Below are 19,047 nucleotides of genomic sequence, written 5' to 3'. Positions count from 1 at the left end.
GCGCCCGCCTCAGGCGGGCTTGACGATCTTGAAGAAGCCCACATCGATGGACTTTGCAAGGAAACCGGCCTCACAATAGGTGAGATAGTATTCCCACATGCGACGGAAGCGCTCGTCATAGCCCAGCGGGGCGATGGAGGGCCAGGCTTTCTGGAAATCCTTGTTCCAGACCGCAAGCGTGTGGGCATAATCTTCGCCGAAATATTCTTCCTCAACCAGCGACAGCCCCGCTTCCTCTATTGTATTTCGCAGCGCTGACGGGCTGGGAAGCATGCCGCCCGGAAAGATATAGCGCTGGATGAAATCGACGCCGTTCTTGTAGTCTTCATAGCGGTCATCGGCGATGACAATTGCCTGAATAACGGCAGAACCTCCCGGTTTCAACCGATCCCGGATAACGGAGAAATAGCGGTTCCAATTCTCATGCCCGACCGCTTCTATCATTTCAATGGAAATGATATTATCCACCTGACCGCTCGTATCGCGATAATCACACAGCTCGAACTTTGCCTTGTCGGCAAAGCCGTGCTCTACGCTGCGCGCCCGTGCATAGGCCAGCTGCTCTCGTGACAGGGTAACGCCATGTGTCCTGGCACCACGTCTTGCGGCATGCTCCGCCAGACCACCCCAGCCACAGCCGATCTCAAGTACGGAATGCCCTTCCTTACAACCGGCCAGATCCAGAACACGCTCGTATTTTCGGGCCTGCGCCTCTTCAAGCGGCTCCTCTGCCCGGGTCTGATAGGCCGATGAATAGGTCATCGAGGCATCAAGCCAGGCTTTGTAGAAATCGTTGCCCAGATCATAGTGGTAGGCAATGTTGCGGCGGCTGCCCCGCTTTGTGTTGCGGTTCATGAAATGCCGCAGACGATCGCTCCACTGTGCGAGGCGTCCCAAATTATAGACCTTCCGGCTCTGCGCTCCATTGGCCAGGAACAGGCGGAACAGGTCCGTCAGATCCGAGCAGGACCAGTCGCCATCCATATAGGATTCAGCAAAGGCCAGAACACCGCCAAGCACCAGCCTGCGGAACACCCTGGGGGCATGAATGGTTACGGTGACATCGGGCAGGCCGGGTGCCTGGGTTCCGAATGAACAAACCCGCCTGTCCGGCATAATCAGGGTCAGATGGCCTTCTGACCAGCCATCCAGTGCCTTGAACGCAATCGATTGCCAGGGTGAAAAAACTGAAGGGGCAAACGCAGGCATTTGAACGGATGGAGAAAGCGGAGTGGCCAGATTGGTTTCTGCCATCTGATTGTTGTCGGTCGTCATGGATGATCCCTGCCAAAGGTTACGCGGCTGTTTTTCATGTCCGTCAGCGGTGTTGAAGGCGGATCAGGCCGATGCACAAGCCTGGCTCCCTTCAACCAGAGTTTCAGCGCCTCCCAGTGAATGGCCGCCAAAATCTTGTAGCCGCTCTGGACATATCGAAACGCCAAACCGATCAGTTTCCCCGTGCGCAATGGCACATGACGGCCTTTGAAAGCTGCCGTCAGAACCTTTCCGCCCTGATTGAATTGACGAATAAGAATAGAGACCCGCTCCGCGTTCGGCGGACGCAGGGTGAAATGATAGGTGCAATCCATCTCAATGAATGGAGATACATAGAAATTCTTGTCACAGGAGTGATTCAGAACTTCATCCGCCCCATCAACCCGGTGGAGATAGTGATGGCGCTGACCGAATGTGTTGCTGACCTGATAGAGAACCGCAGTCAGCCTGTCCGCATCATCATGGCAAAAGAAGACCGTGAGCGGGTTAAAGGTATGGCCGAGAAAACGCGGATAAGCCAGAACCATGATCCGGTGCGGCCTGTCCAGCCCCTGCACTTCAGACAATAGCGCATCCACATAGGCGCGCAGATCTGCATGCCCCTGATCCATATGGTCGGCTTCCATGAAGCTGAACAGATTGCGCCTGTTGACGGAAAACAGCGGGCTTATGGCATGGGCCTTGTCCAGCCCGTCGATGTCCAGCAATACCGAGAAAACCGAATAGGTCAGCCGGTGTGATATCCGGTCATGGCGCTGATGCACGACCTGCCCTTCATACAGGCAGTGACCAACGGCCAGTGCATCATTTTGGACACCATCTTGGGCATCACCTTGGGCACCATCTTGTACGCCATTTACCTGCTGATCCGTATGGTCGGGGCCCTTCATTACTCAGCCGCCTCACGCGCACCGGAACTGGATGTTGTGGCAAGCGGGATACGCCCGGATTCATCGGCCACCGACCAGGGCCTGCGGACACCGCCCAGCTGTTCCGCCACCGCAAGGCCAGCCTGAAGGCCGTCCTCATGGAACCCATGTCCGAAATAGGCCCCGCAGAACCAGGCCCGACGACGGCCCTGCAGGCTCCAGAGACGATGCTGGGCTGCAAGTGCATCGCCATCAAAGATCGGATGCTCATAGACATAGCTGCGGAGAACGGAGCCCTCTCTCGGCTGCTTGAGCGGGTTTAGCGTTACAAAGAGGTCCTTGTCCGTTGACAGGGTCTGCAGCCTGTTCATCCAATAGGTGACACTCAGGGATGTTCCATCGTCAGAGGCATCACCGGTCAGATAATTCCAGCTCGTCCAGGCCCGCTTTCTCTTCGGCATCAGAGCTTCATCGGTATGAAGCAAAGCCAGGTTTTTCTGGTAGCGCAAGGATCCAAGGATGGCCTGCTCGTCTTCTGTTACGCCGGATTCTCCTGCCCTCAGGATGCGAAGGGCCTGATCAGAATGACAGGCAAAGACCACATGATCAAAAGCCATGCGCTCCCCTTCCCGGTCAATGACCTCCACATGTCCGGGTTTACGCTCCACGGCCGCGATGGCGCAGTTGAGGAAGGTCGGGCCGGTGAAGTCCCGGGCCAGACGGCTTACATAGTTTTTCGAACCGCCTGTCACTGTGCGCCATTGTGGTCGGTCACTGATCTGCAGGAGACCATGGTTCTTGCAGAACCGGACAAAGGACCGGAATGGGAAAGCCAGCATCTTCTCTGCCGGCATGGACCATATGGCCGCCCCCATGGGCAGCAAATGCCGCTGGATGAAGAACTGGGAATAACCTTCCTGCATCAGATAATGGCCAAGGCTGACACCTTCTGACGCCGGGTCTTCGGCAAATTCCACGGAGCGCGCGTAGAACCGGCGGATATCCTTGAGCATGCCCCAGAAGTGCATATTGACCAGATTGCCAGGCTGGGCGAAGAGGCCCGCAAGATCGGAGCCTGCATATTCAAACTGCCCGTCCCCCATCGAAACCGAGAAAGACATGTCAGTGGCATTCGTTGGAATGTTCACATGCTCATATAGGGCCGTCAGATTGGGGTAGGTTTTCTCATTGTAGACAATGAAACCGGTATCCACATCGACCGTGTCGTCTCCCAGCCGGATGGACTGCGTATTAGCGTGGCCACCGAGACGGTCGTCTTTTTCAAACACACTGACCGTGTGCCTCTGAGACAGAAGCCAGGCTGCCGAAAGGCCGGAAACACCTGATCCGATAATGGCAATACGCATGAAATCCCATCCAGTTAGATGCTGTTGTGGACTTCTATGGTGACGAGGCCGAAGCGGATCACTGTAAAGTTTTTGTTATGGAGAGGGAAAATCTGCGGCAAACTGATCCGCAGTTATTATTCTGTCGTAAACCTTGCCATGACACACTAATGTGGAATGGAAACGTGCTCGGACAATCGCAGCCACAAACACCCAGTATGAGGACGGCGTCCGCTTTGACAACGGATCACTTGAGTACTCTTCTGTTGTCGGTGGGGCATGAAAAATCCCGCTCGGCATTCCGCACCTTGTTTGATCATTTTGGCCCGCGCCTGAAGTCCTTCTATATGCGGTCCGGAACCGACGAGGTTCTTGCAGAAGAATTGGTGCAGGAGACTTTTCTTCAGATATGGAGAAAAGCTCATCTCTATGATGCGGCAAAAGCGGCAGCCTCCACGTGGATATTCACCGTGGCCCGCAATATCCGTATCGACAAGACACGCAACCAGAACCGCCTTGTTCTGAAGGACGAGAGCTTCTTCGAGGCAGCACTGGTTGAAGACGGCGACCAGGATCGCGCGACTTATCAGTCCGAACTGATGAATATTGTTCGTGATGCGATTGCTGAACTGCCTCCCAATCAGGCCGAAGTGATCAGCCTGTCGTTTTTCGAAGAAGCGACCCATGCGGATATTGCTCAAAGACTGCAACTGCCGCTTGGGACCGTGAAATCCCGTTTACGCCTCGCCTTTGGACGGCTGAGGTCTAAATTGTCAGAGTTTGAATGATGATCAATCACCATATCAGCGACGAGATGCTTGTAAGCTATGCCGCCGGGGCGTTGTCTGATGCGGCCCGCCTGTTCGTGGCAAGTCACGTGCAGCTTTGCGAACGATGCGAGGATCGCGTTGCAAAAGCCACATTAGTCGGCGGGCATCTGCTGGAAACAGCTTCTGAGACCCCTTTGTCAGACAACAGCTTCGACCATCTCGAAGCGCTGCTGGACAAGGCTGATGCCGAGCCTGAGGAACAGACCGGGGACATGACACCCTCTGCTGACCTCTCCCATATTCCTGCGCCCCTGCAACTGCTTCTGGGGCAGGATTATGACGCGCTTCAGTGGAAGACCGTTGCTCCGGGCGTGAAGCAATATCAGTTGCCCATCGCCTGCGAAGACGGGGAAAAGGCACGGCTGTTGAAGCTTTCACCCGGTTTTGTCACCCCGATGCACAGCCATCACGGTCATGAGATGACGCTTGTTCTCAAGGGCTCGTTTTCCGACGAATCCGGCCGATACAAGGTTGGCGATGTTCAGGAAGCCGATGGCGAGGTGGATCACCAGCCAATAGCCGACACTGAAGAGGACTGCATCTGCTTCATCGTAACCGATGCGCCGCTGCAGTTCCGCGGCATTGTGGGCAAGGTTCTCCAGCCAATCCTTGGCTTCTGATCATTCTGCGAAAGCAGTTCAGAAGACGCGAAAAGGCATCCGATCGGGTGCCTTTTTGGTGTTGAGAGCATTTTGCGATGAACAGGATTCATGCGCATGCTCTATGTCTTTGATGACGCGAATTGTTTGTCGCCGAACCGGTTCCCACTTTGGCGCAACACGCTCTATGTCTTTGATGACGCGAGTTGTTTGTCGCCAAACCGGCCGCCACTTTGGCGCAACACGCTCTATTCTGCAAAATGGCAGGCTGCGAAGTGCTCCGGCCCCATTTCCCGCAAATGCGGCTCTTCCGCCTTGCAGCGATCTGTCGCCAGCGGGCAGCGTGTGTGGAACTTGCAGCCGGATGGCGGATTGGCCGGGCTCGGGATTTCGCCTTCAAGCTTCTGCCCCTTATCCCGGTCGTCCGGATCCAGTGACGGGATCGCCGACAAAAGCGCCTTTGTATAGGGATGGCGCGGGGTTGAGAACAAGGCACGGGTTGGCGCTGTCTCGACCAACCGCCCCAGATACATCACAGCCACATGGTCGCAGGTATGAGCGACAACGCTGAGATCGTGACTGATGAACAGGAAGGTCAGCCCAAGCTCCTTCTGCAGAGCTTTTAACAGGTTCAGGATGTCCGCCTGAATGGAGACGTCCAGCGCTGCCACGCTTTCGTCAGCCACCAGAAACTGGGCCTGCATCACCAGAGCTCTTGCAATGGAAATACGCTGACGCTGACCGCCTGAAAAGGCATGCGGGAACCGCCGCAAATGTTCGATATTGAGGCGACAGCGCCGGGCAATCTCCCTCACCTTCTCGTCGGTTTCCTCTCGGGACTGGGTCAGACCCATCACTTCCAGCGGTTCGGCAATGATGTCACGCACCGTCATACGCGGTGACAAAGCGGCATAAGGGTCCTGGAAAATCAGCTGGGCCCGCTTGCGATAGGCCTTGACGTCATCTTTGTCGAGCTCGGGAACATGGAAGTCACGCTCTCCATCATTAAACGTCACATCACCGCGTGTGATAGGCGCTGCCTTCAGGATGGCACGGCCAAGGGTTGTCTTGCCGGAGCCGGATTCTCCCACCAGGCCGAAAAACGACCCGCGCGGGATATCCAGATCAATCCCTTCAACCGCCTTGATCATCTGTGTCGGCTGAAACCAGTTTCCCCGCAGGGGAAAATGCACGGCCAGATCGCGAACACTGACAATATTCACAGTTTCACCCGACATTACGCAGCCTCCCCTGCACCACTGACAAAACAGGCAACACTGCGCTCTGGCGTGAGAGCGCTGAGCTGCGGGGTACCGGCTCTACAGGCATCCATGACCTTCGGACATCGTGTGTGGAACACACAGCCGGACGGACGCTCAAGCGGACTTGGAATATCGCCAGGCACAGGTGTCAGCGGCGCGTCCAGATCATCCAGCTTCGGCAAGGCATTCAGAAGCCCCTGCGTATAGGGATGCTGAGGGTTGCGGATAATATCCCGCACCGGTCCGGTCTCCACCAGTCGTCCCAGATACATGACCGACACCGTATCGCAGGTCTGCGCCACAACGCCAAGATCATGGGTGATAAAGATGATACCCATACCGAATTCAGCGACCAGGTCCTTCATCAGGTCAATAACCTGGGCCTGAATGGTCACATCCAGAGCGGTGGTCGGCTCATCAGCAATCAGCAATTTCGGCTTTGTGGACAGCGCCATGGCGATCATCGCCCGCTGGCGCATGCCGCCTGACAGTTCAAAGGCGTATTGTTTGAAACGCTTGGCCGCTTCAGAGATGCCCACTCGTTCCAGCATTTCAATCGAGATGGCCGCAGCTTCCTTTTTGGAAATACCCTTGTGCAGGATGAGCTGTTCAACCATCTGGTCGCCGATTGTGATAGCTGGCGCGAAACTGGCCATCGGCTCCTGAAAAATCATCGAGACGGCCCCGCCACGAATGACCATCTTTTCCTTTGATGACTTCAGTGCCAGAGCATCAAGCGTCTGACCGTCCGTGGTCAGTTTGATGCGGCTCTCCTGATCATAGGATGCATTGCCCGGATTGAGCTGCATGATCGATTTCGCGGTCACCGATTTGCCGGAGCCGGATTCCCCCACAAGCCCCATGATCTCGCCGGGCTTCAGATCAAAACTGACCTGATCAACGGCTGTGATCAGTCCCTCATCAGTGCGAAACCTGAGGGTCAGGTTTTCGACAGAGAGCAATGTGTCACTCATCATTTGCGCTCCGAATAAGGATCGGCTGCATCCCGCAAGCCATCACCAACAAACACAAAGGCCAGCACAATCATCACAAAGATCGGAACCGGAATGAAATACCATTGATAGTTCAGCATCACATCCACATTGGTGACGTTCTGAAGCAGTACCCCAAGCGAGTTCACCGGGTCCTTGAGGCCAAGGCCGATAAAGGACAAGGCGGTCTCGGAAAGAACCACATAGGGGAAGGAAATCACCAGATCGACAATGATGTAACTGGTGAAACTCGGCAGAAGGTGCCTTCGGATAATATGGCTGGGTGATGCCCCGCAAAGCTGGGCCGCCAGCACATAGTCAGCGGTTCGCTCTGCCAGAATGTGGGTTCTGATCCGCCGCGCCAGAGTTGGCCAGCCCAACAGGCCCAGAATAAGCGATATGAAGAAGAACCGCATCTCCGCCGACCATTCATCGGGCAGGAAGGCCGCAACCGCCATGAACAGCGGGATGGTCGGAACCACACGCACAGAATCCGTGATCATCTGCACAATCCGGTCGATCCAGCCACCAAAATACCCTGCAATGCCGCCAATAATCAGAGCCAGCACAAAGGACAAAACCACACCGAGCGCGCCAATGGCCAGCGATACACGCACCGCAAAAACAGTCCGGCTGAACAGATCTTTCTTCTGCCTGTCCGTCCCGAAGAGATGGATGAAGCCTTTGTCCACACCAAACAGATGCCGGTCAAAGGTCAGCAGCTTCAAACGCCCGTCCAGCGCCTTGCCCGGCAGGTCCACATAGGTGTCGATGACACTGTATTCCCAGCCCTTGACGAAGAACTGCACATAGCGCTTCTTCTCATAATTCGGCTTGTAGACAACACGGAAATTCTTGTCCCGCTTCTTCTCAAACGTCGCCACATAGGGCCAGGACAATCCATCCTCATCCCAGAAATAAACGGCCTGAGGCGGACCATCGCGGTAATCGGGGTTAAACCCTTCCTTGGTCGGCTGGTATGGCGCCACGAATGGTGCAAACACACCCACCAGCACAAAGAACATCAGGATGGTTCCGGCTATCAGCGCAGAGCGGTTCTTCTTGAAACGAGACCAGATCAACTGTGTCTGAGAGGCGGTGAAATAGGCCTCTTTCGCCTTTTGATCCTCAAGATCAAGGTTGGCATCGGTCGTGCTCATCACACCCTCCCCTAAACCACACCGCGCCGAACGCGCGGATCGATGATGGCCAGCAGAACGTCGGACGCAAAGTTCAGCGTCACGATAGCGGCGGTCAGAAGGAAGATGATGGCTCCCGCCAGTTCCTGGTCATTGGAAATGGCAAGCGCTTCCAGAAGCACAAAGCCGGCTTCCGACATCACAAGGATGGCTGCCACAATCGGCAGGTCATTGAAGATCCGGTTGAGGTCGAAGCCAACGGAATTCACAACAGGCCCCAGCGCATGGCGGGCCGGATAACGCCAGAACAGTTTCGGGCCGGAAATCCCGCGTGCCCGGGCGGCTGTCACATACAGCTTGCCAACCTCGTCAGACATCAGCGCCCGAACCGTCTGCAACTGAAGCGCTGTTGATGACCAGCCGAGAATAAAGGCAGGCAGCCAGGCACGACTGAGGAAATCTCCCAGTTTAGCGAGCGACCAGGGAGCATCCCTGTATTCGGACGAAAACAGCCCGGTCAGCGTATCTCCAAAATAGATGGTGGCAATCAGCATGATGCAGAGCGCAATCATGAAATTCGGCAGAGCCAGGCCGAGATAAGACAGGAAACGCAGGGAAGAATCGGTCACGGAATTCCGGATGTTGGCAGACAGCATGCCAAGCGGAACCGCAATCATGTAGGTAATAAGAAGAGCTGCAAAACAGATACCCAGCGAGATCCAGACCTTGTCTTTGAGGATCTGTGTAACCGGCAGGCGGCGCAGGCAGCTTTCTCCCAGGTCTCCATGAATGAAGATGGATGTTGTCCAGTCAACCCAGCGGACAACAAACGGACGGTCCAGCCCCATGCGGATTTCTTCAGCAACAATATCGGCCTGAGAAATACTGGCACCTTGTGTTGCCTTATAGGCGACGTAGCGTTCTGCACAGTTCCCCGGCACAAGCTCCATCAGGCCAAAGACAATGAAGGACACGATAAAGAGCGTCAACAATGCCATAACAAAGCGTATGGCTGTGAACTGCACAAGCTGTCCCATGCTTCCATCCCCGTTTACAGAAAGACCGGGCCCCGGGATTCTTCTCCGGGGTCCGGCCTTAAGACACGCTTTTCAGCTTATTTCTTGATGAAATACTGGTTCGGACGATACGGATACATCTGGTAGTAGTCGTATGTCTTCGCTGTCATCGGCTTGAAGTTGCCAATCTCATCATTGTGGTAAACCGGAGCCGGGATGGAGCCGACCAGACCGATAAAGCGGAGGTTATCCACCAGGGTCTGCACGATCTCACCACCAATCTTCGCCTGCTCTGCAGAACCGGCAGCAGCGCTCTGGAACTTGGCAATGTTTGCCATGCCAGCCTTGACGTCTGCTGGTGGCTCAATACCTTCCGCACCCTTTGTATCGATCCACTGGGCCCAGAGCATGCCGTTGCGGTGGGTGAAGTAGTTATCGAATGGCGGGATCAGCAGGCCCGGATTGTAAGCCAGAACGGCACCCGGACGAACACGGGTCCAGATGTGAACGTCCAGCTCGTTAGCAGACTGGGCTGCACGATACTCGTCAGATGTCACTTCCTTGGCTGTGGCCTGGATACCGACAGAAGACCAGTTGGTGGCCAGGATTTCCGGAATACCGGCTGGCGTGCCCTGGGTCGAGAACTGGATGTTCAGTACCAGACGCTCACCATTTGGCAGATCACGGAAACCGTCACCATCAGCATCCTTGAGACCGGCAGCATCAAGAAGCTTGTTGGCTTCATCGACATTGTACTCGGTAGCCACCTTCAGATGAGCCTCGGTGACGAAGTCAACGGTGTTGGCATCCCAGGCGGTATACTGTTCTGGTCTGCCTTCGCCCAGATAGACGGAATCGATGATTTCAGCCCGATCAATGGCGATCGACATGGCTTTGCGGAAATTAAAGTCGTTGAAGACGGCCCGCTTTGCCTCATTGGCAGATGTCATGTTGAAGGAAACGATAACGTTTTCACCAACGGTCGGCACGATGGCAACCTTGTAACCACCCTTCTCTGCATTCTCGAGAAGAACCGGAGCCTGAGCCAGGTTGACGGCCTGCTGCTTGTAGCCAACTTCACCATTGACCATTTTCAGGGTCTGAACCTGCTCATCAGCAATGAAAACCTCATCGATTTCATTGATGTAAGGCAGCTGATTGCCCTGGGTATCGACCATATGGAAATACGGGTTGGCGACAACCTTGCGGTTCTCGTCGGTATCCACATAGACGATGTGGCTTTCGAGCGTCGGCACAACGGCAGCCGGAAGAACTGTCGTCTTGGATGCGTCTTTCAGGTACGGGCTCGGCACGTCTTTCCAGTCAGAACCGCCGTAGTAGAACTTGATGACCTCGTAACCGTTTTCGAAACCGGCTTCTTTCGCCAGCTTGTCGGCATCGGCATTGATCCCCGGGTGGAACTGGCCGAGGAAATGCTTCGGCTGGAACGGCTGGGCAAAGTCGGTGGCGAACTGGGCCAGAAGACCCGGTTTCGGAGCAGCCAGCGTAAAGCGAACCGTGGTCGCATCCAGCGCTTCAACCGTCCATGGCTTGCCGTCAATCAGGAAGCGGTCTTTCGGCTTCTCAATGACGTTCTTGTCCATCAGCATATTGTTGTACCAGAAGGCAACATCATCAGCTGTAAACGGCTTGCCATCAGACCATTTGTGGCCGTCACGCAGTTTAAATGTCAGCTGGGTGAAATCAGCATTCCATTCCCAGCTCTTCGCAACATTCGGCACGATGTCCTGAAGGTTATCCGAATAGCGGACCAGGTTGACGTGACGGACGGAGAGAAGATCAGATGTACCGGATTCCGTTGCTTTGGAGATACCGTTCAGGATACCGCCATGCACGCCGATTTCTTCATATGGTGCAACAACGAGGGGCTCTTTCGGCAGACGGTCTTCAACAGCAGGCAGATCCTGCGGATTACCGACAATCTTTGCATTGAGCGCAGCAGCCTCCGGATTGCCCTTGAATGACAAGGTGCAGGACGCCAGGCTCTGGAATTCGGCCAGCTCGAACTGCTGGGGGAATTCACCCTTGATTCCCTGATCATTGGCAACGGTAACCGGCGGGCAGTCTGCAGCCAATGCGCTTCCTGTGAATGCACAAAAAGCCGCACCGATAAGAAGGATACGTTTCATCGTCTGGGTTTCCTCTCTGAAGCGAACGCATGGCTGGCAGGTATTCCTGTCCAGCCTCCCTAGTGAAGGACTAACTGTTTCACATGACAGTTTTATGATGTTGATTATGTCTGTCACAAAACTATAACTCAAGAATTATATTAGATAACCTGACTATTGAAACCGCCTCACGATCAAGGCAAGGTCGGACTAGGGGAACGATGACTGGACGGGTAAATGACAGACGCTGACAAGGACTTTCAACAGCTCTCAGACGCGATAACAATCCGGCGGCTGGAGCTACTCGATGCGGTCGCTCAGAAGCTCAGCATGTCGGACGTTGCTCGTGATTTTAACATTCGCCAACCCGCAGTTTCTCAACAGATTAACTCACTTGAAGCAGCCCTCGGCACAAAGCTACTGATCCGCCGGGGCCGGACCATGGAGTTGACGGAAAGTGGCCGGCGAGCCGCCCTCCTCGCCCGCAGACTGATCGCCCTGCATTATGAGGGACTGGCAGAGATCCAGAATGTAGCTCTGGCGGGGAATCAGATCCTGCGGCTTGGCTGCAGTGCTCCTCAGACCGGCCTCAGAATCCTCAAACATTATCAGGATATCTACCCCGGTGCCCGTGTCAGCCTGGTGATGGCCAACACGGAAACTCTGCTCAAAAAGCTTGCAGCGTTTGAAGTGGACACAGTGGTGACAGGGCTGCAGACACCGATGGCGGAATTTCACTGCCATCTGCTGTTTGAACAGGACCTTCTCGCCATGGTTCCAGCCGATCATCCGCTGGCTGGTCAGGATGAGATCCGACTTGAGCAGATGATTGAAGAGACCCTGATTCTGCGTGAAAAAGGCTCCTACACCAGAGCTCTCCTCAGCGAAGCCCTGAGCCGCGCCAATCTGGAACCGAAAGTCTCTTTCGAAGTCGCCACAAGGGAAGCAACAGCGGAAGCTGTCGTACAGGGATTTGGCGTGTCCTGTGTCCTGTCAAGGGAACAACCGCACGATCCGCGTCTGGCCATTCGCCCGATTGCCACATCCGAGAAGCCCGGCAAGGAATATCTTATTTCCAATCACGCTCTGATTGATATTCCGCCGCTGCGGGATCTGTTTGCTCTTGATGCCATCCGCACACCGGATATCTGGTCGAATGACGACTGACTTTTCAGCATAAGTACCCAGAAAATCCGCCAGCCTATTCGGCAACCACAGCAGGCGTTCGTCTCAGCGCCAGCAGATTGGACATGGCCAGCACCGAAATAATCAACGCCCCTCCGAGGATAGTCAGCAAACCCGGCTGCTCTCCCAGAACAGCCCAGATCAGCAAGGGCGCCAGAATCGCTTCAAGCAGCAGAAGCAGAGATACTTCCGCGGCTGTTATGTAACGCGGACCAATCGCGAGAAGACTGGCACCGATCGGAACAAAGAAGCATCCCATCAGCACCGCCCATAGCCAGTCCGCACCATCCATGGCACTCACCGAGGCAAATGGCGCAACCATCAGCGATGTGATGCAATAGGCCATAGCCGCTGCCGGGATCATCGAGATATGCTTTGCCGCCCGCGCAACAACAAAGGCCGCTGCCATCGAAAAAGCCGTGAGCAGCGCAAGAAGGTCTCCACCGATATGCGAGCTGCCCCCACGGATTGATTCAACCGCAATCAGGCACACTCCGACAAGAGCACCGGCAATGGTCCACACCATACGCATACTGATCTGTTCACCAAGGAATATCCTGCTTATCAATGCTGCAAAGACCGGCGAAATGCTGACGATAAAGACCGCATTGGCGACCGACGTTATCTGAACCGCAGAAACAAAGGATATTGTCCCCATACCCATGAAGAATGCGTAGGTAAAACCGGCCAGGCCCATACCACGGATAATGACAATGGTATCTTTCCGATAAAACAGACAGATACCAAACGTGACCGAGATCGCTGCCAGAAAAGCCCTCCAGAACACGATTGTCAGAATATCCGCGTCAATCAAACGGATAAAAAGTGTATCAGGAACAATAGCAAGAACGCCGAGTGCTGTAATCAGCACTCCCTTCGCCTGATCAGTCAAAAACCTGTCCTCCGCAAGACCAGGACACCAGACCGGGCTCCGACTGCAACCTTTTGTTGCCATCTCATCGGACCAGCTGATACCAAGTATCCCCCAACCTCACAAACACGTCTAGCATGTAGCTTTTAACCGCACTACCCGTTTCTGGTTCCGATATGTCGCTATTAGACGGTGTTGACCAAACAGGTGTCGGACAGACAAGACTCCTTTAAATGCACCGTGCTAGTATCCGGTCCCATGACTTCATCTGATCAGCTCCCTGATGCCCTTACCCACTATCGCAGAGCCTGGCTGTTACGCTGGCGCTCACCGCGTTTCAGCAGACATCTGTCTGAGGTGGCGCTGGACAGGCTGACACCGGGAGACACGGACACATCAGCCCTTGAGGGATGGCTTTGCCATATTCTGGCCTGGCATGCGCGCTGGACAGGAGATTTCACCGGGGCCGCTCTTTATGGTCGTCGTGCAATCCGGTTGATAAAAGACACCCCGGATGCAGCACAATGCGCTCACACCTGTTCCACACTGGCTGTTGTCAGCTATGGGCGCGGCGATCATGCTGAGGCACATAAGCTGGTCACAGACGGCTTTGAATATCTTAAATCCGCACAGCTTCCTGATGCTGAAATCGATCTCAACGTGACACTCAGCACCCTTTACCAGCATTCGAAGGATTTTGACGAAAGCCTGTCCTATCTGCAGCGGGCCCTTGACCTTGCCAAGGAACACAAGCTTTCAGCCGAGCGGGCCCGTATTCTCCACAATCAGTCGCGGTCCTATCGCCGTGCAAACAGGCTTGAGGATGCCCTGTCATCTGCAGAAGAAGCGCTTCAGGAGGCAACCCGTGTTCGTAACACGGTCATACTGCCCTATGCGCTGGAAGTTCTTGCGTCTGCCCAGATCGGGCTCAAACGCCATGATGAAGCTCTTCTTCATCTTGAGCGCGGGGAAACGCTTGCAGAAGAGATCAATGATCAGCGGGCCACCTGCCAGATTCTTCATCTCACCGGTGAATGCCAGCGCCATCAGGGGAATTTCAACAAGGCTGTGGCAGCCTTTCTCCGTGGCCTGGATGTGGCAGCACGCGTCGGTTATCCGCTCTGGCAACGCAATTTTCATCACAGTCTTTCGGAGATGTACGAGCGCATCGGTGACCCGCGGATGGCACTCACCCATCTGAAGCACTACTGCACAGTTCAGGATGAGATGTTCTCGCAGGAAACCGGGCGAAAACTGGCGGAGCTCAGGTCCAATATCGAGTATCAGAGCGCTCAGCGCGAGGCAGAACTCGAACGCTCTCTGCGCGGCGAGATGGAGGCAATCAATTCAGAGCTGATCACCGCTCACGCCAAGCTGCTCGACACTTATCAGATGATTGAGCACAACGCCCATCATGACAGTCTGACCGGCATTCCCAATCGCCGCTATCTGGAAACCTTCATCGACAAGATGGGCAATGGCAACGGTTCTGCAGACACGCCCGTCAGCGCCCTGCAGATTGATCTGGATGGCTTCAAGCTTATCAACGACACCCATGGCCACGTGGCGGGCGATCAGGTTCTTCAGACTATTGCAACGCGCCTGAAAGAGAATCTGGTTCAGGATGATTTTGTCGCCCGTATTGCCGGGGATGAATTCATGATCCTTGTGCGCTCCGATCCCTCTACCGCCTCATGCTGCAGGCTGGCAGAGCAGGTCATCTCGCTCATCAACAAGCCAATTGCCTTCCAGGGCCTGGAACTGACCATCGGTGCCAGTATCGGCATCCATTGTTTTGCCAATTCAGGGCATCTGAAACAGGGCGTGTTCACCCTGCCCGACAAAGCCATGTATCAGGCCAAGAACCACGGCCGCAACCGATATGAGTTCATCACCACATCAGAGACTGATGCATCCGCACTCTGAACACATCTATCGCTTCAGCAGCGTATCGAGCAGCCGCACAACATCAACGGATGATTCTTCCATTTTGGCCACAAGCTCATAAGCTTTTTCCCTGTCGCCCTGGGCGAAAGCCAAAGCCGCCTGTTTACCGAACTTGTGGACTGCAGCATGTGGTGTTTCAAGTGACCGGAATGCCGGATGCGCCTTGATGGTCGGATCCTCCACCTTGTCGTACCATTTCCCCATACGACAGGAATGATGGTCGGCCAGTTCATCAGCCGTCAGATTGTTCAGCCCAACCAGCATTTCAGACAAGCGCTTTTTCCAGAGGATGTGGTCTGACTTGGCACGATGCAGCACATAATCCTTGATGGGTCGGCCATCCAGAGTGGCAAACTTGCGCTCGATAAGCGCTTCTGACTGGCGAACCGCGTCGATAACCTGATTGGCCCGACCTGCAGCAACTGCGGTTCCTTCCGCAACCTTTGTCACACCTCGTGAGAGCTCCTGAGTGGCACCGGACTGATCCGACAGCACATTGGCGATCATATCCATATTCGTAGCATTCGTGCTGACGATCTCGCGGACGGATGAAATGTCCTGATCCGCCTTCTGTGTTGATGTACCCGCAGTCTCCACCGATGACCGTGCCGCATCGACCGATTGAACCAGTTTCCCGACGACGGCTTCAAGCCCTTCGATCAGAGTTCCGATATCCTCAGTTGCCTTCTGTGTCTCGCTCGAGAGGTTTTTGACCTCTGAGGCCACAACAGCGAAGCCCTTGCCTGCCTCTCCAGACCGGGCCGCTTCAATTGTCGCATTTAGAGCCAGCAGATTGGTCTGGCGGGCAATCCCGTCAATCGTACCGATGAATGTGGAAATCTGGTTGACCGCATCAACCACCCTCTCTGCTTCATCCACTGCCGAACTCATCGCATCAGCTGTTGCCTGGGTTGCTTCAGTGGTGTTCCGCACATGCTCGGCCCCTTGCGAGACCAGCTGGCTGGCTTCCTGCATGACATGCGACGAATCCTGTGCGGTCTGCGAGATCTGGTGAATGGAGGCATCCAGCTCTTCAATGGCTGCAGCCATGGTCTGGGCATTGCTGTCAATTTCCCTGATGTCACCGGTGATCCGAGATACGGCAGCCATGGACTCACTGGCCTGGGTCGAAAACTCCACCAGTGTGACCAGATCAATCTCATCACGATCAGCTACGGCTTGTGCAAGGTTCTGCACCGGTCCTGCGATGTCTGTCGGCAGGCCGCTGCAGTCCGGCCTCTGACCAGCCAGAATGTCTGAAAGGCACTGTGCCAAAACAGAATGGAATGCCTCATTGCCGGCATCACCATAGCCTTCGTGAAAGTTGGACACAGATTGTGATGCGCGATGTGCTCTGAACATGGGGGATACCTAACTGCCATGGAATCTGGCGGTATCCTTGTGCACCCATGGTTAGCAACAGCTTAACAGAGAGGTACCGACTTAGGTCTAATAACCCCTTGCCATATATGACATTTTACCACATCGGACGACTACTTACGCAAAAGGGCTGACACAATGTGCCAGCCCTTTCTCTGTCATCAGATATTTTGACGGAAATCAGGCATTCACGTCGACAACAACACGTCCTTTGACCTGGCCTTTCAGGATTGCTCGTCCCAGATCCGGCAAATCGGACAGGGTTGCCGGTTCGATCATCGATTCGAGCTTGTCCATCGGCAGATCAGAGGCAATCCGTTTCCAGGCTTCCACGCGGTCCTCATAGGGACGCATAACACTGTCGATGCCGAGCAGATTGACGCCGCGCAGCAGGAACGGGATGACCGTACCTGGGAAAGTAGCGCCACCGGCAAGGCCGACTGCAGCAACCGAGGCACCATATTTCATCTGCCCAAGAACGCGCGCCAGCATTTCGCCACCCACAGCGTCCACGCAGCCTGCCCATGCTTCGGCTTCAAGTGGACGTTTAACCGCTTCATTGATCTCTTCGCGGGCCACAATCTGGGTTGCACCGAGGGATTTGAGATAGTCGGCCGTTTCCGGGCGACCGGTTACACCGGCAACCTCATAACCGAGATTGGCGAGGATAGCGGTCGCAACAGAACCAACACCACCGGCAGCACCGGTAACCAGAACCGGACCGTCAGAGGCCTTCAGGCCACGGCTCTCCAGAGCCATGACAGCGAGCATGGAAGTGAAACCAGCAGTTCCCACGGCCATGGCATTGCGGGTGGAGATCCCATCTGGCAGCGGCACCAGCCAATCGGCCTTGACTCGCGCCTTCTGCGCATAACCACCCCACCAGACTTCGCCCACACGCCAGCCGGTCAGCACCACCTTGTCGCCTGGCTTGTAGCGATCATCATCAGAGCTTTCCACGGTTCCGGCAAAGTCGATACCCGGCACATGCGGGTAGTTGCGCACCAGACCGCCACCCGGGCCAATGCACAGGCCGTCCTTGTAGTTGACCGTGGAATACTCCACCGCCACCGTTACATCTCCCTCCGGCAGACGCGCCTCATCGATCTGCTCGACTGATGCGGATGTCTTGCCTTCGTCATTCTTTTCAACAACCAGTGCATTGAACGCCATGATGCTGATCCCTTTTAACAGCGTGCTCCCGAAACATTATCCGATGTTTCGAACAGGAACGCGCGCCACAATCATTTTAAAGCTCTGGCGAGCTCCGAGAGCCGCCCCGATTTTGATGCCGGGAATAGATCGCAGCCTAATGGCACTTGTCAAATGTTTATTTGTCTGACAAATAGAGACTTAGACCAAGGATGCATGAAGAAGGCCGGGACTGGATGGTCATATCCTACAACAATCTGAAACGGGACGCGCTTTCGACCCAGATTGCTGACGCCATTCGCGATGCTATTCTGAAAGGCCATCTGATTGTTGATGAGCGTCTGCCGAGCGAAACAGAGCTGGCCGAGCGCTTTGGCGTCTCACGGCCTACAGTCCGGGAAGCCCTCAAGCGGCTGGCTGCCCAGAATCTCATCCGCACCCAGCGTGGCCCGACGGGTGGAGCATTCGTCAACCGGCTGAGCTGGTCGGAAGCGCATGATGCGCTGGTCACCACAAACACACTTCTGATCGGCATGAACGATATTCCGTTTGAAGCTGTGATTGAGGCCCGGTTTACTCTTGAAGCATCATGCCTCCCTCTGGCTGCTGAACGCCGTAGCGAGGAGCATCTTGCCCTGATGCGCTCGGAAGCAGCCCGCCAGCGGGACAAGAATCTGACAGACGAGGATTTCTGCTCATCCGACGTGCGGTTTCACCGGGCCATTGCAGAAGCGACCGGCAATCCGGTTCTGGCTTTCCAGATGGCGGGGGCTATTGAGGCGATGCTGCCACTGATGAACATGCTCACCTACCGGATGCGCGATCGCACCCGCATGGCTGACCTGCATGACAACCTGATCGCAGCTCTCTCTGACCGCGACGCGCCTTCCGCCAAGGCGCTGATGGATGACCTCGCCCGGTATACGCTGGACCTGGCGGAAAAGCGGCGGAAACCCCGAACTTCATAAGCGATACCCACTATTCACAGCCTTTTCCATATGGCTTGCGGGGCTTGGCTCACACCTGCTATGCACGAGGGCCTTTTCCACAAGATC

General features: G+C 55.1%; 16 protein-coding genes. 5 read left to right on the top strand and 11 right to left on the bottom strand.

Annotation, left to right across the window (positions count from 1 at the left end):
* Positions 1-9: 9 nt before the first annotated feature.
* The 3 genes from RA157_RS13250 to RA157_RS13240 are packed head-to-tail and all read right to left on the bottom strand — an operon-like array spanning position 10 to position 3,511.
* Positions 10-1,275 (bottom strand): class I SAM-dependent methyltransferase, encoded by a 1,266-nt coding sequence (locus RA157_RS13250; protein WP_350333607.1) that lies wholly within the window; start codon positions 1,273-1,275, stop codon positions 10-12.
* Positions 1,272-2,165 (bottom strand): DUF1365 domain-containing protein, encoded by an 894-nt coding sequence (locus RA157_RS13245; protein ID WP_350333606.1) that lies wholly within the window; start codon positions 2,163-2,165, stop codon positions 1,272-1,274. Before RA157_RS13245 ends, RA157_RS13250 begins: the two co-directional genes overlap by 4 nt.
* Entirely contained in the window at positions 2,165-3,511 is a 1,347-nt protein-coding gene (locus tag RA157_RS13240) for an NAD(P)/FAD-dependent oxidoreductase (RefSeq protein ID WP_350333605.1), read from the bottom strand. Before RA157_RS13240 ends, RA157_RS13245 begins: the two co-directional genes overlap by 1 nt.
* Positions 3,512-3,741: 230 nt before the next feature.
* Here RA157_RS13240 and RA157_RS13235 point away from each other — a divergent pair, with 230 nt between their 5' ends.
* Both RA157_RS13235 and RA157_RS13230 read left to right on the top strand, forming a co-directional pair.
* Positions 3,742-4,278 carry a sigma-70 family RNA polymerase sigma factor gene (locus tag RA157_RS13235; RefSeq protein WP_350333604.1) on the top strand — a complete coding sequence of 179 codons (537 nt, stop codon included), beginning with the start codon at positions 3,742-3,744 and terminating at the stop codon, positions 4,276-4,278.
* The gene (locus RA157_RS13230) at positions 4,275-4,940 is read left to right on the top strand and encodes a ChrR family anti-sigma-E factor (RefSeq protein ID WP_350333603.1); all 666 of its coding nucleotides are present in this window, start codon (positions 4,275-4,277) and stop codon (positions 4,938-4,940) included. Before RA157_RS13235 ends, RA157_RS13230 begins: the two co-directional genes overlap by 4 nt.
* A gap of 227 nt (positions 4,941-5,167) precedes the next feature.
* Here RA157_RS13230 and RA157_RS13225 read toward each other — a convergent pair whose 3' ends face one another.
* The 5 genes from RA157_RS13225 to RA157_RS13205 form a co-directional block, all read right to left on the bottom strand.
* On the bottom strand, positions 5,168-6,157 hold the full coding sequence (locus tag RA157_RS13225) for an ABC transporter ATP-binding protein (RefSeq protein WP_350333602.1): 990 nt from the start codon (positions 6,155-6,157) through the stop codon (positions 5,168-5,170).
* The gene (locus tag RA157_RS13220; protein ID WP_350333601.1) at positions 6,157-7,155 is read right to left on the bottom strand and encodes an ABC transporter ATP-binding protein; all 999 of its coding nucleotides are present in this window, start codon (positions 7,153-7,155) and stop codon (positions 6,157-6,159) included. The genes RA157_RS13225 and RA157_RS13220 overlap by 1 nt, the downstream gene beginning before the upstream one ends.
* Positions 7,155-8,333, bottom strand: coding sequence for an ABC transporter permease (locus RA157_RS13215; protein ID WP_350333600.1), 1,179 nt, complete (start codon positions 8,331-8,333; stop codon positions 7,155-7,157). The genes RA157_RS13220 and RA157_RS13215 overlap by 1 nt, the downstream gene beginning before the upstream one ends.
* Positions 8,334-8,344: 11 nt before the next feature.
* The gene (locus RA157_RS13210; RefSeq protein ID WP_350333599.1) at positions 8,345-9,349 is read right to left on the bottom strand and encodes an ABC transporter permease; all 1,005 of its coding nucleotides are present in this window, start codon (positions 9,347-9,349) and stop codon (positions 8,345-8,347) included.
* Positions 9,350-9,426: 77 nt separating this feature from the next.
* On the bottom strand, positions 9,427-11,478 hold the full coding sequence (locus RA157_RS13205; protein WP_350333598.1) for an ABC transporter substrate-binding protein: 2,052 nt from the start codon (positions 11,476-11,478) through the stop codon (positions 9,427-9,429).
* A 216-nt stretch (positions 11,479-11,694) separates the two neighbouring features.
* Here RA157_RS13205 and RA157_RS13200 point away from each other — a divergent pair, with 216 nt between their 5' ends.
* Complete coding sequence (locus tag RA157_RS13200) at positions 11,695-12,624, top strand: LysR family transcriptional regulator (protein WP_350333597.1); 930 nt, start codon at positions 11,695-11,697, stop codon at positions 12,622-12,624.
* Positions 12,625-12,658: 34 nt separating this feature from the next.
* Here RA157_RS13200 and RA157_RS13195 read toward each other — a convergent pair whose 3' ends face one another.
* Positions 12,659-13,534: a DMT family transporter gene (locus RA157_RS13195; RefSeq protein WP_350333596.1), complete on the bottom strand. Its 876-nt coding sequence runs from the start codon at positions 13,532-13,534 to the stop codon at positions 12,659-12,661.
* A 237-nt stretch (positions 13,535-13,771) separates the two neighbouring features.
* Between RA157_RS13195 and RA157_RS13190 the strand changes: the two genes are divergently transcribed.
* Positions 13,772-15,439 carry a diguanylate cyclase domain-containing protein gene (locus tag RA157_RS13190; protein ID WP_350333595.1) on the top strand — a complete coding sequence of 556 codons (1,668 nt, stop codon included), beginning with the start codon at positions 13,772-13,774 and terminating at the stop codon, positions 15,437-15,439.
* A gap of 6 nt (positions 15,440-15,445) precedes the next feature.
* Here the strand turns inward: RA157_RS13190 and RA157_RS13185 are convergent, their stop codons facing one another.
* Together RA157_RS13185 and acuI are read right to left on the bottom strand one after the other, a co-directional pair.
* The gene (locus tag RA157_RS13185; RefSeq protein ID WP_350333594.1) at positions 15,446-16,822 is read right to left on the bottom strand and encodes a methyl-accepting chemotaxis protein; all 1,377 of its coding nucleotides are present in this window, start codon (positions 16,820-16,822) and stop codon (positions 15,446-15,448) included.
* 198 nt (positions 16,823-17,020) lie between these two features.
* Positions 17,021-18,013, bottom strand: coding sequence for an acryloyl-CoA reductase (gene acuI, locus RA157_RS13180; protein ID WP_350333593.1), 993 nt, complete (start codon positions 18,011-18,013; stop codon positions 17,021-17,023).
* 191 nt (positions 18,014-18,204) lie between these two features.
* On the opposite strand from acuI, the gene RA157_RS13175 reads away from it, so the two are divergent.
* Positions 18,205-18,960, top strand: a complete 756-nt coding sequence (locus RA157_RS13175; protein WP_350333592.1) for a FadR/GntR family transcriptional regulator — start codon at positions 18,205-18,207, stop codon at positions 18,958-18,960.
* Positions 18,961-19,047: the final 87 nt, after the last annotated feature.

The organism is Coralliovum pocilloporae (genome assembly GCF_030845175.1).
Taxonomy (GTDB): Bacteria; Pseudomonadota; Alphaproteobacteria; order Rhizobiales; family Cohaesibacteraceae; genus Coralliovum; species Coralliovum pocilloporae.
This window is presented reverse-complemented; position numbering and strand designations above follow the sequence as displayed.